The organism is Leptolyngbya sp. 'hensonii' (genome assembly GCF_001939115.1).
Classification (GTDB): domain Bacteria; phylum Cyanobacteriota; class Cyanobacteriia.
In genome coordinates this window covers 72607-88076 of the sequence record NZ_MQTZ01000001.1, presented here as the reverse complement: position 1 = coordinate 88076, position 15470 = coordinate 72607, and the positions used below count along the sequence as shown (strand labels likewise).

The 15470-nt window shown below is 54.1% G+C and carries 14 protein-coding genes and 3 pseudogenes; 5 read left to right on the top strand and 12 right to left on the bottom strand.

The window, feature by feature from the left end; all coding sequences use genetic code 11:
* Nucleotides 1-225 (bottom strand): annotated as a pseudogene (locus BST81_RS00325) (ISKra4 family transposase); the annotation flags it as partial.
* Between the two features lie 4 nt (nt 226-229).
* On the opposite strand from BST81_RS00325, the gene BST81_RS28660 reads away from it, so the two are divergent.
* Nucleotides 230-724, top strand: a complete 495-nt coding sequence (locus tag BST81_RS28660) for a hypothetical protein (RefSeq protein WP_253188034.1) — start codon at nt 230-232, stop codon at nt 722-724.
* Nucleotides 725-865: 141 nt separating this feature from the next.
* On the opposite strand, the pseudogene BST81_RS28655 reads toward BST81_RS28660, so the two are convergent.
* The 4 genes and pseudogenes from BST81_RS28655 to BST81_RS00300 form a co-directional block, all read right to left on the bottom strand.
* A pseudogene (locus BST81_RS28655) lies at nt 866-973 on the bottom strand (IS1-like element transposase); the annotation flags it as partial.
* A gap of 139 nt (nt 974-1112) precedes the next feature.
* The gene (gene fghA / locus BST81_RS00310) at nt 1113-1964 is read right to left on the bottom strand and encodes an S-formylglutathione hydrolase (protein ID WP_075596544.1); all 852 of its coding nucleotides are present in this window, start codon (nt 1962-1964) and stop codon (nt 1113-1115) included.
* Between the two features lie 9 nt (nt 1965-1973).
* Complete coding sequence (locus BST81_RS00305) at nt 1974-3083, bottom strand: S-(hydroxymethyl)glutathione dehydrogenase/class III alcohol dehydrogenase (protein ID WP_075596543.1); 1110 nt, start codon at nt 3081-3083, stop codon at nt 1974-1976.
* 83 nt (nt 3084-3166) lie between these two features.
* Nucleotides 3167-3817, bottom strand: a complete 651-nt coding sequence (locus BST81_RS00300; RefSeq protein WP_290439407.1) for a DUF938 domain-containing protein — start codon at nt 3815-3817, stop codon at nt 3167-3169.
* An 83-nt stretch (nt 3818-3900) separates the two neighbouring features.
* Between BST81_RS00300 and BST81_RS00295 the strand changes: the two genes are divergently transcribed.
* The 3 genes from BST81_RS00295 (at nt 3901) to BST81_RS00290 (ending at nt 6344) form a co-directional block, all read left to right on the top strand.
* Nucleotides 3901-4731 carry an alpha/beta hydrolase gene (locus BST81_RS00295; RefSeq protein ID WP_075596542.1) on the top strand — a complete coding sequence of 277 codons (831 nt, stop codon included), beginning with the start codon at nt 3901-3903 and terminating at the stop codon, nt 4729-4731.
* Between the two features lie 128 nt (nt 4732-4859).
* Nucleotides 4860-4985, top strand: coding sequence for a hypothetical protein (locus BST81_RS29050; protein WP_290439405.1), 126 nt, complete (start codon nt 4860-4862; stop codon nt 4983-4985).
* A gap of 81 nt (nt 4986-5066) precedes the next feature.
* Nucleotides 5067-6344 (top strand): 1-acyl-sn-glycerol-3-phosphate acyltransferase, encoded by a 1278-nt coding sequence (locus BST81_RS00290; RefSeq protein ID WP_075596541.1) that lies wholly within the window; start codon nt 5067-5069, stop codon nt 6342-6344.
* Here BST81_RS00290 and BST81_RS00285 read toward each other — a convergent pair.
* Together BST81_RS00285 and BST81_RS29190 are read right to left on the bottom strand one after the other, a co-directional pair.
* A complete protein-coding gene (locus tag BST81_RS00285; RefSeq protein WP_253188032.1) occupies nt 6334-7086 on the bottom strand; it encodes a class I SAM-dependent methyltransferase in 753 nt (250 codons plus the stop codon). The genes BST81_RS00290 and BST81_RS00285 overlap by 11 nt on opposite strands.
* A gap of 88 nt (nt 7087-7174) precedes the next feature.
* A pseudogene (locus tag BST81_RS29190) lies at nt 7175-7300 on the bottom strand (GNAT family N-acetyltransferase); the annotation flags it as partial.
* A gap of 220 nt (nt 7301-7520) precedes the next feature.
* Here BST81_RS29190 and BST81_RS00280 point away from each other — a divergent pair.
* The gene (locus tag BST81_RS00280) at nt 7521-8390 is read left to right on the top strand and encodes a DUF4351 domain-containing protein (RefSeq protein ID WP_075596540.1); all 870 of its coding nucleotides are present in this window, start codon (nt 7521-7523) and stop codon (nt 8388-8390) included.
* Between the two features lie 96 nt (nt 8391-8486).
* Here BST81_RS00280 and BST81_RS00275 read toward each other — a convergent pair whose 3' ends face one another.
* From BST81_RS00275 to BST81_RS00255, 5 genes are read right to left on the bottom strand one after another with little or no spacing between them, the layout of a single operon-like run.
* The gene (locus tag BST81_RS00275) at nt 8487-9653 is read right to left on the bottom strand and encodes a glycosyltransferase family 4 protein (RefSeq protein WP_075596539.1); all 1167 of its coding nucleotides are present in this window, start codon (nt 9651-9653) and stop codon (nt 8487-8489) included.
* A 57-nt stretch (nt 9654-9710) separates the two neighbouring features.
* Nucleotides 9711-11663 (bottom strand): glycoside hydrolase family 55 protein, encoded by a 1953-nt coding sequence (locus tag BST81_RS00270; RefSeq protein WP_075596538.1) that lies wholly within the window; start codon nt 11661-11663, stop codon nt 9711-9713.
* 12 nt (nt 11664-11675) lie between these two features.
* Nucleotides 11676-12830, bottom strand: coding sequence for a glycosyltransferase (locus BST81_RS00265; RefSeq protein WP_075596537.1), 1155 nt, complete (start codon nt 12828-12830; stop codon nt 11676-11678).
* Between the two features lie 5 nt (nt 12831-12835).
* Nucleotides 12836-14128 carry a glycosyltransferase gene (locus BST81_RS00260; RefSeq protein WP_075596536.1) on the bottom strand — a complete coding sequence of 431 codons (1293 nt, stop codon included), beginning with the start codon at nt 14126-14128 and terminating at the stop codon, nt 12836-12838.
* Between the two features lie 8 nt (nt 14129-14136).
* Nucleotides 14137-15282, bottom strand: coding sequence for a glycosyltransferase family 4 protein (locus BST81_RS00255; RefSeq protein WP_075596535.1), 1146 nt, complete (start codon nt 15280-15282; stop codon nt 14137-14139).
* Nucleotides 15283-15470 lie beyond the last annotated feature (188 nt).

Here is a 15470-nt window from a genome sequence, read left to right as displayed (position 1 = left end):
GTCCGATGATACTATCGAGCCTGCGCTTTCGTCCACTCGTGGTGCCGCTGCTTGTTGCAATAAAAAATCCCCGATCTCTGGACCGACGTGTTCCAGCAGATGCCCTCTCACTGCTGCCTCAATCCCTGCCAATGTTTTCACTTGCTCCGGGTCGGTTTCCTCGTATAGCAAGGCGGCAAGGGCACGGGCGTGGGCTTGAATTTGGGCTTTTTTCTCAGGGTCCATAAGCGTGGTTGACCAAAGCAGGAATGCTCAAAGTTTAGCGCGCTCTTTCAAACACAGCTCTAAGCACTTATACTCATCGCAAAAGTGGGATGCACTCGAGGGAGCGGCTTATAATCTTGGATTTGAGCAGGCTCTTAAAATCTGGCGACCGCTTCTTGCGGACAGCGGCATTGCTGTCATATCAGAGATGAGTTGGTTTACTGATGATGTGCCAGAGCCTGCTAGCACCTATTGGCAAAGTGCCTATCCTATGATGGGTACCGAGGCTGAGAATATCGATCGGGCTAATCGCTCTGGATTTAGTGTGCTTTCTAAACATCGGTTGCCAAATCAAGCTTGGTGGTTCAATTATTATGAACCGTTACGTGAGCAGATAGGGCAGATCGAAATCACCCCAATTACTCAACTCGTTATTCGTGAAACTGAAGAAGAGATGAGACTGTTTGAGAAATTCAGCCAGTTCTATGGTTATACATTTTATGTTCTGCAAGCAACTTAGAAAAAAGCCGTCTAACAATTCAAATGCAGGCGGATGGTTGAAAGCCCCTAGTGCTGCGTTCGAGATTGATTTTTGTCGCTGAAGGGGAACGTTAGACAGCCTGGTTCCAGCAGGAGTTGATTTACCTTGGACCGCTGTCGAGACTTTTTTAGACTCCTCTATCACCGTCGTTGAGCTGATTTTGAGCACTCTTGCTGTGTCCCTAACCCCACTCCCATTGACTGCCATATCCACAATTTGCTGCTTGACCTCTTTGAGGTAGCCCCAGTAAGAATATTGCTGGATAAAGTTACTGTGAGTCCAGTCAGAGTGACGATATTTATAGGGAAGCATTCTCAAATTATTGCTGCAACAAAGCTCTTTCCACCATCCAATTGCCAGCCAAGATTCAACGACAAAGTGCCGCTGCATGGTAGCGAATATGATCGCCGATAAAGGTGGCAATGAAGTAGTAACTGTGATCGTAACCTGGTTGCATTCTCAAGGTCAGGGGCTGGCCCACCGCTGCACAGGCTCGTTCAAATACCTGGGGCATCAGTTGGGTTTCCAGAAATTGATCCGCTGTGCCCTGATCGATCAGGATCAGACGATCGTCAGGAGCTTGAGTCACCAGTTCCGTCGCATCATAGGCTGACCAGGCCGTTGAGTCTGCTCCCAGGTAATGGGTGAAGGCTTTCTGGCCCCAGGGACAGCGACTGGGAGCCACGATCGGAGCGAAGGCTGAAACGGAACGGTAGCGATCGGGGTGGCGCAGGGCACAAATCAGCGCCCCATGCCCCCCCATGGAATGGCCGCTGATGCCCTGTCGATCTGGCTGGATTGGAAAGTGGGTTGCAACCAGGGCTGGAAGTTCTACGGTCACGTAACTATACATCCGATAATGTTGCTGCCAGGGTTCTTGGGTCGCATCCACATAGAATCCAGCGCCGCTGCCGAATTCCCAGTCATCGTCCTCACTGGGAATTCCCGTCTGGCGGGGACTGGTATCGGGAGCCACCAGGATCAGACCTTCCTCTGCAGCATAGCGTTGGGCTCCAGCCTTGACCATGAAATTCTCTTCTGTGCAGGTGAGGCCAGAGAGAAAATAGAGGACGGGCAACGGGCCAGCAGCGGCCTGAGGTGGCAGATATACCGAAAAACGCATGTCTCCGGCACAGGTGTCAGAGACATGGCTGTAGAACCCAAGGGTGCCGCCAAAACAGGTGTGCTGGCTGCGGATGGTCAGGGTGTTAGAGGTCATGATTCATCCTTAAAACGTCAATACCGTGCGGATGGCATCGCCCCTGTGCATCAGCTCAAAGGCTTCATTGATCTGCTCGATCGGCATCACATTCGTAATCAGATCATCAATGTTGATCTTGCCTTCCATGTACCAATCCACAATTTTGGGCACATCGGTTCGACCCTTTGCTCCCCCAAAGGCCGTTCCTTTCCAGACCCGCCCTGTTACCAACTGAAATGGTCGGGTGCTAATCTCCTCTCCTGCTCCAGCCACCCCGACAATCACGCTCACCCCCCAGCCCTTATGACAACATTCCAGGGCCTGCCGCATCACTTTCACATTGCCGATGCACTCGAAGCTGTAGTCCGCGCCGCCCTGGGTCAACGCCACCAGATGGGCGACCAGATCCCCCTCCACATCCTGAGGATTGACGAAATGGGTCATACCCAGCTTTTCCGCCAGGGCTTTCTTGTTCGGGTTCAGATCCACCCCAATAATCTTGCGGGCTCCCACCATCCGACAGGCTTGAATCACATTCAGGCCAATTCCCCCCAGCCCAAAGACAACCACATTCGCCCCAGCTTCCACCTTAGCCGTGTTGACAACCGCACCTACCCCGGTGGTCACCCCACAGCCGATGTAACACACCTTGTCGAAGGGAGCATCTTCCCGAATCTTGGCCAGGGCAATTTCCGGTAGAACCGTGTAGTTGGCGAAGGTAGAGGTGCCCATGTAGTGGTAGAGCGGCTTACCTTCCAAAGAAAAGCGACTGGTGCCATCGGGCATCAAGCCCCTGCCCTGGGTCAGGCGAATCGCCTGACAGAGATTGGTTTTGCCACTGAGGCAGTATTCACAGTTGCGACATTCGGGGACGTAGAGGGGAATGACATGATCACCCGGTTTCAGAGATTTCACGCCAGCACCCACGTCCACGACCACGCCTGCCCCTTCATGGCCAAGAATTGCCGGAAACAAACCCTCTGGATCTTTCCCAGAGAGAGTATAGGCGTCGGTATGGCAGACGCCTGTGGCCTTGATTTCCACCAAAACCTCCCCCTCCCTTGGACCCTCTAACTGCACCGTCTCAATGCTTAAGGGCTTTCCCGCCTCAAAAGCAACAGCCGCTTTGACATCCATAACCTGAAGACCCCCTGGACGCACGATCGTACCTACTATTAAACACCGGACCCTACCGTACAGGCGTTGCGTTGCAATGCCTGTTATTGCCGCCGGAACACCACCGACAGATTATTCGCAGGCATTTCTACCACCTCTTCTAACTCCAGATTTCGAGCCGCCGCTGCCGCTGCTACCTCCTCCAGATGGCGCACTCCCCAGGCCGGATTCTGAGACTGCAGAGACTCATCGAAGGCCGCATTACTGGGAGCCGTATGCTGACCATGGCGCTGGAAAGGACCATACAAGTAAAGCACCCCTCCCGCAGGCAAAATCCGATCGGCCCCCGCCATCAAGCCTAGACAGGCATCCCAGGGGGAAATGTGAATCATGTTGATATTGACGATCGCCTGAATTGGCAACGGCAGAGCGATCGACCCCGTTTCTACGGGCCACGGGAACTCACAACCATCCAGGGCTAGGGGTTCCCCCAGATTCTCCAGAGGCTCGAACTCTTGCCAGGCCGCAATACTCTCCCGCAAGAGGGGATTGGGATCACTGGGTTGCCAGAACCGGGGAGCTAGTCGAGACGCAAAGAAGTGAGCATGTTCGCCAGTGCCACTGGCTACTTCCAGAACGGTGCCGGTGGGAGGCAGCACCCGCTGCAGCACCTGCAGAATTGGTTCTCGATTACGCTGGGTCGCCGGGGCAAATTGGCGACGATCGGTGTTGGAGCTGGAGGGATTAAATATCACTACATTCAAAAAGAGGAGAGCAAGCAGGTTTTATCATAATCTATTGCTTTATAGCCAGACGCTGCTATCACCCTCAAAAATCTATGCACTGTAAGACCCTGAATTTACCGCAACTCCAACTGTCTTACCTGGAATGGGATACTGGCCAGGAGCCGGTGCTGTTCCTGCATGGGCTGGCCGATCATGCGGGGGTGTGGCTGCGAGCTGGGGATTTTCTGGCCGATTGCTACCACTGTGTTGCCCCCGATTTGCGAGGCCATGGGGATAGTGGTAAGCCAGCCCGGGGCTATCGTTGTCAGGATATCATCGCCGATCTGGAAGCCCTGTTGGCGCACCTGGGCTGGTCATCCGCCCATATCGTGGCCCATTCCTGGGCCGCTAAAGTTGCAGTCGTCTGGGCCAGACAACAGCCACAACGCTGCCGCAGCCTGGTGCTGATCGATCCCTTCTTCATCAATCGTCTGCCTGCCTGGATGCAGATTACATTCCCGATGCTGTATCGGTTGCTGCCCTTCCTCAAAACCATGGGGCCTTTCCAGACCTATGAGCAGGCCGAGCACCTGGCCCGCTCCCTGAAGCAGTATCGGGGCTGGAGCGATTTTCAGCGGCAGGTGTTTCAGCGGGGCATGGAGCAAAAAGCGGATGGTCAATGGGGGAGTAAGTTTGTGTTTCAGGCGCGGGATGAAACTTTTCTGGATGTGATGCAGGTTGCCGGACTGACGGAGCCGATTTCGATTCCCACCCTGTTTCTGCAACCAGAGCAGGGGCTGAACCGCACCGCATGGCAACTGCAACCCTACCGCGCCCACTTAAAGCAGCTCCAAATCCAGAAGGTGCCAGGTAACCACTGGTGTTTTCTGGTGGAACCTGAGGCGTTTAATGCAGCGATCGCTGCTTTTTTGACTCAGTTCTGACCTGCTTGAATTGTTACCAACGGGATCGATTTGGACTTGGGTTCTGATGGAAATGAGAGAATAGAGGCAGAGAAAACCCAGGCCAAAGTCGCTGCCCTTCTTTGCACCAGCGACGGCAGGAGGTGCGTATGTTGTCTACAACGTTAATTGTGCCAGGGAGTACCCTGTACATCCTCGTCAAGCTCTGTGTTCTGGCCCTGGCCCTCATACTCTGGTGGGTTGTCGCCTCCCACTCATCGATGCCGATCGTTTGAACAATGGGCTTTTCCGGTCCTCAAAGAGGTACTTTTTCGTCGGAAGGGGTATTATCGGTGGAAAGAGTCCGGAGAACCGAGATGAACGCCCCCGAGTTTTATCCGCCGCGTCTGAATCCCCTGTTGGTCAGAGTATCCCAGGCCCTGGCCCCCTGGCTGATTCGCCAGTTGTATTGGGTTGAGTTAGATATCGGTCAGACCTCTCTCCAACGGCTCTCCCAGGTGCAACAGCAGCGGGTGATCCTGTTGCCCAACCATCCGACGTTCCACGATCCCTTGGTGATGTTTCTGCTCTCCGCCCGGCTGCAGCAACCTTTCTATTACCTGGCTGCCTACGAAACTTTTCGCAACACCCGCACCATGTTTTCAATTACAGGTCGGTTTGCCCTGCTCCGATCGCTGGCTGATGCAGAATTCCTGCAACAGATTTTTCGTGGTTTTGTGCAACGGATGGGGATGTACTCCATTCGCCGGGGGCTGGCCGATCGGGCCAGCATTGCCCAGACCCTGAATCTGCTGGTGCAATCGGCCTGTCATTTGGTGATCTTTCCAGAAGGGGGATGCTCCTTCCAAAACGATACGGTGATGCCCTTCCGGGCTGGCGGGATCCAGATGGCGTTCCAGGCGATGAACCGCTTTGCTAAACAGCGGGAACCCCTGCCAGACCTATATGCAGTACCTGTGACAATTAAATACATCTATGTTCAGGATATGGAACTGGCGATTCAGAACAGTCTGAAGCGGCTGGAACAGGTTCTGGAACTGACTGCCGGGGATGGGACGCTCTACGATCGGTTGCGATCGGTGGCTGGAACGGTTCTGGCCCGGATTGAACAGGACTATGGAATTGCAATCTCCGAGACAGAAGCACAATCCTGGAATCAGCGGATTGATGCCCTCAAGCTGCAGGTGATTCAGAAGTGTGAGCACCAATTTGGGCTGCAGCCAGCACCAGGCGAACTGATGCGGGAACGGGTGTATCGGGTTCAGGACGCCCTGCGCCAGCGGGATGATGATCCGGGGGAGCAAACAGAGCCTGACCTTTCCCAGGCCACGGTCGAAAAAGCGATCAGTCGATTGCTCAACTTTGATGCTATTTACGATGGCTATGTTGCCACCGATCCAACGCCTGAAAGATTTCTGGATACCCTAACCCGACTGGAACGGGAGGTGTTCAATATTGACCAGCCACCCCCAAAAGGATTTCGACGGGCGAAAGTCCAGGTGGGCGAACCCCTCAATCTGAAGGATTACTTCGACTCCTACCGGCACGATCGCTATGGCACCGTTCAGAAGCTGGTCTCCCAGTTACAACAGGAGGTGCAGACCACCCTGGACTGCTACCCGATCAGCGTTTGAAGGCAACCACCCGGAGCCGACGGTAATCCGCTACCCAACTGCCGTCCCGATAGAGATCAGGCCTCAACTGCTCCTCTACCTGTCCCATCACCCAGTCCTGCTGCTCTGGGGCCAACCCCACCAGAAAGCTCTGGCCAAACATCCGAATCCAGTTGGCCATCCCTATAGCTCCACCCTCCAGGGGGGTGGGTCGATCGAATAGGGTGGCGTCAGTCACCTCCAACCCCTCTTGCTCCAGACGATGGGTATAGTCGCCCAGACTGGGAAAATACCAGGGGTTGGCTGGGGGCAGGCCGATCCCGGCTCGTACCGTTTCCAGGGCAGTGACGATCGCCTGAATATTCCCCCGGCCTCCAAACTCCGCCACGAAACGGCCTCCCGGTTTCAGAGCCCGGTCAATACAGGCAATCACCGCATCCGGGGGATGAATCCAGTGAAGCACCGCATTGGAAAACACCGCATCCAGTGGCTCATCCACCCAGAAATTCCGGGCATCGGCCAGGGTGAACTGGAGGTGGGGATAGGTTTGACGGGCCTGCGCCACCATCCCCGGATCGGCATCAATGCCCTGCACGATCGCCCCCCTCTGGGCCATCTCTTCTGTTAACTGGCCCAGGCCACAGCCCAGGTCTAGAATACATTCCCCCATCTGAGGAGCCAGTAAATCCAGCAGGGAACTGCCATGGTGCCAGACAAACCCATATTGTTGCTGATAAAGTGCTGGATTCCACACTTGTTGCATGATCAAAGTTCTCCTTAATAGATGCGCTGGATTTCAATCGACAAAGGCGGGTAGATGGCAAAATTTGTACTTCCTGGCGGGGATAAAATGCGATCGCAGGTGCATTCTGGGGCACAACGGTCCACTTAATTCGACCACAGCCTTTCCCTCCGGCAATGTCTGTTAACCTCTGCCAAAGGTCTGTTCCGATATCCGAGTCAATGTTTTTGAACAACCCCTAGTGTTCCGTCAGGAAAATTTTGACGGATCGAAGACCCGCAAAATTTAACCCCAATCAACAACCTGGATTTTGGCTGCCCGTCAATCATTGATTGACTGACCACTAGTCACCACTGTAGGGAAGCCAAGAACAGGTGTCCAATATATTTTTCCACTTCAATTCATATTTATTAAATATTACTGATGATTTGCATGTTTTATCGTACAATTGTACTATGAACTATGATAATGCTTGCAAATATTTGGTTGAGCAATATCCTCTGGAATTTACCCGCTGGCTCCTCACTCCTGAAGTGGGGGAAGTTGAACTTCTCAAAACTGAACTGAGTCAGGAACCCATTCGGGCTGATGCCCTGACCTTTCTGCGAACAGCCAACCAGATTGTCCATCTAGAATTCCAGACCCTACCCACCTCCAATCCCCCTCTGCCCTTGCGGATGTTGGATTACTCGGTGCGGTTGAAACGGCAGTTTGGCTGTGTGGTGGAACAGGTGGTCCTCTTTCTAAAGGAAACAGCGGCGAAATCAGCCTTTGTGAGCCAATATGAGGATGAAACCACGGTGCATCGTTATCGGGTCATTCGGCTCTGGGAGGAAGACCCTGCACCGTTGCTCAGGAGTCCAGCTTTAATCCCCCTGGCTACCCTAGCCCGCAGTGAAACCCCAGTGGCTTTGCTACAAGTTGTAGCAGAGGAAGTTGCTAAGATTGAGGACAATAGACGGCGGAGTAACCTGGCAGGATGTAGTGAAGTATTGGCCGGGTTGCGATTTGAGAAGGCATTAATTCAGCGACTATTTCGGGAGGATGTCATGAAAGAATCGGTAATTTATCAGGATATTCTGCAGCAAGGTCTGCAGCAAGGTCTGCAGCAAGGTCTGCAGCAAGGTCTGCAGCAGGGTCTGCAGCAGGAGATAGCCCTGGTAACTCGTCAGTTAATCCGCCAAGTGGGCTCTCTTCCTCCAGAGTTGCAGTCCCAGGTGCAAGCCCTTCCCCAGGAGCAGATAGAGAGACTGGGGGAAGCATTACTGGACTTTTCTCAAATCACCGACCTGATCAACTGGCTAGAGCAACTGCGCTTCAATTGATCTCACCCTGTAGTTATAAAAGGGGCAATCAGAACCCACTCTCTGGAGGTCGATCGTCTCAATCATCCCTGGCTATTGAGCACTGCTAATAGAGCCTCAGGATTTGCTTAAGGCGATATCGTAAATCTCCATCAAACGCCGGTAATTATCGGCAGCCGTATATTTCGCCTCAAATTCCGATCGGGCTGCCCGACGCATCTCAGGTAGCGCCTCCGGGTGAGTGATCATCCATTCGACCTGAGCTGCTAGGTCCTGAGCATTACCCGGTTGGAACTGGAGTCCAGTGCGGTGGTGATCCACCAGTTCAGAGATCGCCCCAATTTTGGCCGCAATCACGGGCGTTCCTTTCGCAAAAGCCTCGACTGCAACCCGCCCAAACGTCTCATACCACTTAGATGGAAAGATCAGAAAGCTGGCTTCTCCCATCAGGGCATGGACCTCTGGCATGGGGCGGCGTCCCAACCATTCGACAGAGGGGAGCCGTTCCATCGCCTGAGTAACCAGGGGAGCCAAGGGACCGTCCCCGACAATTTTTAGGGGCAGCCGATCGCCCAACTGATCCCAGGCTGCCAGTAAGGTATCTAACCCCTTCTCCACTGACAGGCGACCGACATACAGGGCATACCCCCCACTGCCACTCCCCATCCCTGGGTCAGGAGAGACAAAATTGGGTTTAACTACAATCTTCTCTGCTGGCAACCCCCCTGCAATCAGCTTTTCCCGAGCGAACTGGGTCAGGGCAATGTAAACGTTAACCAGATTATTCCAGGTGCCCAGGGACCGGTGAGTCACCAGCATGGTGGCAGCAACTGCGCTGGCCGATCGATTTTCCCGGTAACATCGGTGCACGACACCCGGATAGGGAATGGGCTTGCCCAGACAGTCTTCGCACACCTGCCCCTCCCGGAAAAACAGGGCATTGGGGCAGACCAGGCGATAGTTCCGCAGGGTCTGCACGACTGGAACCCCTTCCGATCGGGCGGCATAATAGACCGATGGAGAAATTAAGGGAAAGAAGTTCTGGACATGAATCAAGCTGTACGGGGCCTGTTGAAGCCGCTGCCTCACCTTTCGATGGGCCTCTCGCGACCAGATGGTGCGGATGGCTAACCGCCAGGAGGGCAGATCAGCCAGCCGATCGTTGGTTTCCTCATAGACAGACACCTCATGTCCCATCTCCCGCAAAAGCCGTTCCTCTGACTCGCGGGACTCATCTTCCCCACCCCGGATCTGATAAGCGTTATGAATACTCAGGATATGCATGGTTTTGTGCTTGAGTTTTGATCAAAGACAGCCCTGCTGTGCAGTCTACCAGAGCAATCAATTGCCACCCACATACAGGGGCATGCGTCCATCGGAGGCGGGCAGATCCCGAAAGAGAAACTCCCGGCGCGCCCCCTGGCGAGTTTCCTGCACCTGAACCTGATAGGGCACACCTTTGTTGCGATAAATCAAACTGATGGCTGAGTCTTCACTGATGAATGCTGGAGCCGGACCGACCCGTTCCCGGTTTTTGTAGAGTAAGCCCCCCAGCACCTCCGTCTGGCCCCCCTGGTAGGTCCCAATTGCCGTTCGGTCCTTTTCCGTCTTCAACCCCAGCACCCAGAGACGCCCCCCATTATTCACGATACTGGGATTATGGTCATAACTTTCCGGGTTAATCTGCCGTAACCAGACCTGTTGCCGGTTGAAAATCAGGGGCACAGAACTGGCATCCTCCATAAAGACCTTCCCCCCCGGAACCGTATTGATGTAACTGCCATTGCCCAGCACTAGGGTCCGTTGGGAGGCATGCTCGATCCAGTAGCGACTGCGATCGCCATAGGTGCTGTCTATATCGATCGCGACGGCATCGTACTTGCCATCCTCTACCTTGAACCCAGGTTGACCAGGGGTATCAAAGATCATCTGGGCATTCAATCCAAACAGGCGACGGACATTCTTGTGCACCCGGATCGTCTGTTGCGATCGATAAACCCCTGCAGGTAGATAAATGGTTTCAGCTCCAGCCTCGATCGCCCGTTGCAAGGCTGCTCCATCGTCCTTGTCGTCGTCGGGCTTGGCCCCGTATTGGGTGATGCTGACCCAGGTCTTGACCTCCCCGTAAGGAATGACAGGGGGATCTTCGATTGGGAGCCGGAGAGATTTTTTGGCTCCAGGAAAGAGATTGGAAACGGGGTGGGAGACAAATTCATCCACGGTTTGGACTGTATCAGTGGGTGGGGATGACTGGCTCTGTAAGATAAGGCTTTGTAAGTTCGCACCGACCTCTTTGGCAGTGTGGAGGATCGCCTGCCCATAGCCTTTCGTCCGAATATCTCGCGCAAACAACACCCCCTCGCTATGATTCACAATCGCCGGATACCGCACATCCCCTTCCCTCAGGTCCGCTCCCACCAGGGCCATCAAAGCCATCTTGCCCCGATTCTCCACTGCCGGAACTCGATTTCTGCTGCTCAAATTATGGATCGCCACCGTATTCCAGGAGTTGACAAATCCCACCTGCCGCTGATTGGTCAGGGTAATGGTTTCAAACGTCATGCTGTACTGATCGTGGGTGACGAAAATACCAATCTCAAATCCATCGACAGCCACCCGATGAATTAAGCCTGGTCCGGGCCATGCTTTGTCCAGACTCAGCCCCGTATGTCCCCGTTTCTGGGGATCGCTGGAGCGAATCACCACATCCCTGATGCCGCCTGTGTTGTTGGTATGGAAGCCAATGCCGATCGCCCCCGGATTGCCCCGACCCACATCCACGGTCAAATTGCTCAGATGCTGATCGAAGTTTTGCCCCCCATGGCCAAATTCAACCTGTAAGACCTTTTTGGGGCGATTGGGATTCTGAAAACCAGGTGCATTGTCCTTCAGTTTAATCACGACCCCATCCCGACTCTGGCCCCGCACATCCTTACGCTTGTCTCCCCATTCCAGGGTATCGCTGACCAGGTAAGTTCCGTTAGGGAAGTAAATCGAACGAATGGCTCCGGATTCTTTGCTGCGGCTGATAGTCTTTCGCAGGACGGCTGTGTCATCGGTCACCCCATCTCCCTTGGCTCCAAAATCTTTGACATTCACATAGCCAGAGTCGGGCGGTAAAGACAGGGATGGGGCGGCGGGTAACTGGGCGAGAAACTGGGTAGCCTCAGGGGTAGAAGATGCCAGGGGTACCGTCCAGGGCCAACCGTTGCCCAAATTCAGAATTCCCTGCCTGATCAGTAAGGCCAGCAGAAAGGCAAGGAAGGCAAGGAACAACCATTTTTTGCTGAACATGGGGAGGCCCTTTTATGTCTGCGAACAGGATCGATGCGATTGCAGGACTGAATTGTAGAGCTGTTCCAGAATTTCAACCTGATGAGTGCGATCAAAGTTGCTCCGGACATGAGTCTGGCCCTGTTGACTGAAGCGTTGCCACAGATCGGGGTCCTGTAAGAGCTGCAGACAGTAAGCGGCTAATTCCTCAGGGTTGCGTTCCGCTGCCAGAAATCCAGTCTCCCCCTGGAGCACCCCTTCCGGAATTCCAGCATGCAGAGTACTGACCACGGGCAATCCCATGGCCTGTGCCTCCAGAACCACATTGGGCAAGCCTTCGGAGTCTCCATCAGTGGCAGTCACACTGGGGGCAACCAGCAACCGGGACTGATTCATCCACTTCCGAACCACTGTTGCAACTTGGGTGCCCAGAAACTGATAGCGACCGGGGAGCTGGGCTGCCTGGGTTTCCAGGCTGGCCCGCAGAGGACCGTCGCCGATGATTACCAGTTCCACCTCCGGCTGCTCCGTTTGTACCCGCTGCATCGCCTGGATCAGGTATTCACAGCCCTTTTTCTTGGTCAATCGACCGACAAAGAGCACGATCGGCTGCCGGGGCAGGGCAGGATCGGGGGAGAAATCATGTAGGCTAATCCCACTGTAATGGGCAATAATTTTGTTGGCAGGGAACCCCTGTTCCAGTAATTTCTCTTGAATAAACTTGGACACTGTAATAAATAAAGTGGTTTCCTGCTTCAGCGCCTCCCGCCGACGCAGATAAATCCAGTGGTTGAGGGAAGCATATCGGGCCTGGTCATCTTTAAGCGTGGCATCAGCCCCCCGAAAATGAACAATCAGGGGCAGGTTGAGCGATCGGACCAGAGGCAGCACCAGCGCTCCACTCAGACCGAACTGGGCATGAATTAGTACCGGATTCAGTTGACGCACCTGTTGATACAGGCGAGGAGCCAGCCCAGTCAGTTTGAACAGAGCCTCTTGTATCTGGCCCTGGATATTGCCCGAATTGACCACGATCGTCCGTTCTGGGGGTAGGGCCAGCCCCGGAACCAGACGGGAGCCTACGTAATAGGGGGTAAATTGCTGCAACTGCTCTCCCTGGGCCTTGATGAAGGTCTGGGAAGGGGGCAGAAGCAAGCTACTAAACAAGGCAACAACTGGCTTAGACATGGGAACTAACCGATGTCCTCTCTTGGGTATCCATCCTGAACCGGATTGAGGGAGGCTGCCTGATATCTGGACTGTTTCAACACCGTTTCGTACAGGTTTGCCAGTTCCTGGCCCTTAACCGACCAGCGAAACAGATCTCGCACCCGCTGCTGACCAGATAGCCCCAGCGATCGTCTCAAGTCTGGGTTCTGCGCCAGGGTTGTCATGGCCTGGGCCAGCCCCTGAACAGCCTGCTCCGGATTGTGGGCGGGAATCTTAAAGCCAGTTTCAGGGGTCACCTGTACGGCAGGACCACCCAGATCCAGGCAGATAACTGGAATCCCTGCTGCCATCGCTTCTGAACAAACCATGCCTCCAGACTCATGCAAACTGGGATGAATCAGAGCCAAACAATTCTTTAAGTGCTTCAAAACCTCATCCCGTGGTTGTTTACCCCAGAACTTGATTTGATGGGCAATCCCCAGTTCCTGAGCTAACTTTTGCAGCGGCAGCTTTTCAGGCCCCTCTCCTAAAATCCAGTATTCCGCACTGTCTGGTAAATCTGCGTGAGCAAAGGCGCGCAGGCCCAAGTGAAATCCCTTCCAGTGCAATAATCGACCGATACTGATGAATCGGATAGGAGGCTCCTGCCGTGAACAGGGCTGAGCCAGCTGGCTTATTTCCAGGTCAGACAAACCTAGTTGAGAGAGCACCTGAATATTTCTAGCTTGGAGCGTCTGGAGTCGATCGGCGGTATCTGAGGTTGTGGCCCAGGTCAACACACTGCGACGGGCTGTCATCCGTACAAAGGGATCATGCTCTCCTAGCCAGCGGGCAGCATTTCGCAGACCTTCATAGATTCTGGCCCGCCAGCCAAATTCTTTCCAGAACGACTGCGGGGCAGATTCTCCCCCACCCACCGGTCCCCACAAAAAGGGAATGGGCAGCAAGGACAGAAAACTGGGAGCAGCGTATCTGACGTAAGTGATGTGATGAACCAGATCGAATTGAACGGTTTGGTGCAGCTGACGAGCTGCGAAATAGGCCCCAATTTGCCACAGGTAATAGTGGAGATGCACCCCACCCTGCCCCCGTCGCCAAATCCTGGAGCCTGGTAAATCGTAAAAGATCACTCGAAGGGGGATATCGGGATGTTTTTTCAGTTCTGCGGTGATTGCCGGACGATTATTTTCGCGGGTCAAAACCCAAATCTGGTGGTGCTTCGCCATTTCTCTGGCAATTTCCCAACCAATGCCAGGTTCTGAACCTTCCCCCGGTCTGCAAGCATACGCAGAAATCAAGACCTTGAGCCGTTGCATGATTCTGGCTAATCCTCTGATTGAAGAACAAACGTCGCCACTCGGCCCATAAATTCAGCTGCAGCTTCCGGACTGAACTGGGTCATCATTTGGGCCGACCGCTGACCCATCCGATCGCTCAAATCAGGATCTGCAATAAAACGACCCATGGCTGCTGCCAGGGCCTGACTCTGATTGGGATCGAAAACGAATCCATTCTCCTCACTCACAATTAATTCAGAGGCCCCGGCAAATTGAGAACAGAGAACTGCCTTACCGATGGCCATGGCTTCCAGAACCACAACCCCCCAGGTATCTTCCAGGGTTGGCAGGACAAAGACATCCGCCTGCTGAAAGTAAGCGCCCACCTGCTCGTACTCCACCTGCCCGATCCAATGCACCCGATCTGTAAGACCCTGCTGCTGACAGAAAGCCTCCAGTTCCGATCGCTGGGGGCCATCTCCCACCACCCAGAGGGTGTAACGATCGTAGCCCTGCTGCTTTAACAGCACACAGGCTTTTAGCAGGAGCAGCAGCCCTTTACGGGGCTTAAGACTGCCCACAAAGACAAAGATCGGGCGTTCTCCCTCGACTTGATCCAATTGCACTGCCCGCGCTGAAGCCAGTAAGGCTGGAGCCGAAGGAACCTCGTAGGGCTGGACAAAGACCTTTTCTGGGGGACTATGCAGAATCTCAACCAGATAAGCCTGACCAGCATGGCTATTGGTGATGCAAGCATCTGCCGATCGCACCATAGCCCGCCGGATGGCCAGACGAGTTGGGGAGTTGCGGTAATCCACGCCAGGGGAACTGCCCTCGTAAGCCAGTACAACTCGCCAGCGACCGATCGGTTTCAGGAGCAGGGCCAGCAGCGTCCACATGCCAAAGGAGTTGGAGAAAACCACCTGGGGCTTAAACCGTAACAGATGCTTCACAATCCCCAGGGGCAGATAGGTGAAATTGGAACCGTAGCTGGTTTCCGATTTGAGCACGGGAATAATTTTCCGCTGACCTACCACTTCCACCGCAAAGCTATGCTCAAATCCGCGCCCGTACCCCTGCCAATTGGCGGCAAAGGCTGTCGTCTGGGGAAAGAGACGGCTGAGGCAGCTCAGCATCGGATGCCAGTAGTAAAACGCTGATGTTAGTAACCAGGCAATGCGGATCTCATGCATAAGTTAAAATCCCTGGCACCCTCTCAGGATTGCTTGAATAGAGCACTATGGCTATTGCTTGGCCCATGGGGATGACCCTCAGGCAGGGGTGGAACCGCTATACCTCAGCTTAATCCCAATGGGTGATGGCCATAGATTAGATTATGGGCTGACCCTGCTCAAAAAGCCTGTTTTCCAGGTGTCGTTAA

Bases quoted from the DNA above. Each gene is read 5' to 3' on its own strand.
- fghA (WP_075596544.1), bottom strand. From the start codon at position 1,964: ATGACCTCTAACACCCTGACCATCCGCAGCCAGCACACCTGTTTTGGC.
- BST81_RS00305 (WP_075596543.1), bottom strand. From the start codon at position 3,083: ATGGATGTCAAAGCGGCTGTTGCTTTTGAGGCGGGAAAGCCCTTAAGC.
- BST81_RS00295 (WP_075596542.1), top strand. From the start codon at position 3,901: ATGCACTGTAAGACCCTGAATTTACCGCAACTCCAACTGTCTTACCTG.
- BST81_RS29050 (WP_290439405.1), top strand. From the start codon at position 4,860: ATGTTGTCTACAACGTTAATTGTGCCAGGGAGTACCCTGTACATCCTC.
- BST81_RS00290 (WP_075596541.1), top strand. From the start codon at position 5,067: ATGAACGCCCCCGAGTTTTATCCGCCGCGTCTGAATCCCCTGTTGGTC.
- BST81_RS00285 (WP_253188032.1), bottom strand. From the start codon at position 7,086: ATGCAACAAGTGTGGAATCCAGCACTTTATCAGCAACAATATGGGTTT.
- BST81_RS00280 (WP_075596540.1), top strand. From the start codon at position 7,521: ATGAACTATGATAATGCTTGCAAATATTTGGTTGAGCAATATCCTCTG.
- BST81_RS00275 (WP_075596539.1), bottom strand. From the start codon at position 9,653: ATGCATATCCTGAGTATTCATAACGCTTATCAGATCCGGGGTGGGGAA.
- BST81_RS00270 (WP_075596538.1), bottom strand. From the start codon at position 11,663: ATGTTCAGCAAAAAATGGTTGTTCCTTGCCTTCCTTGCCTTTCTGCTG.
- BST81_RS00265 (WP_075596537.1), bottom strand. From the start codon at position 12,830: ATGTCTAAGCCAGTTGTTGCCTTGTTTAGTAGCTTGCTTCTGCCCCCT.
- BST81_RS00260 (WP_075596536.1), bottom strand. From the start codon at position 14,128: ATGCAACGGCTCAAGGTCTTGATTTCTGCGTATGCTTGCAGACCGGGG.
- BST81_RS00255 (WP_075596535.1), bottom strand. From the start codon at position 15,282: ATGCATGAGATCCGCATTGCCTGGTTACTAACATCAGCGTTTTACTAC.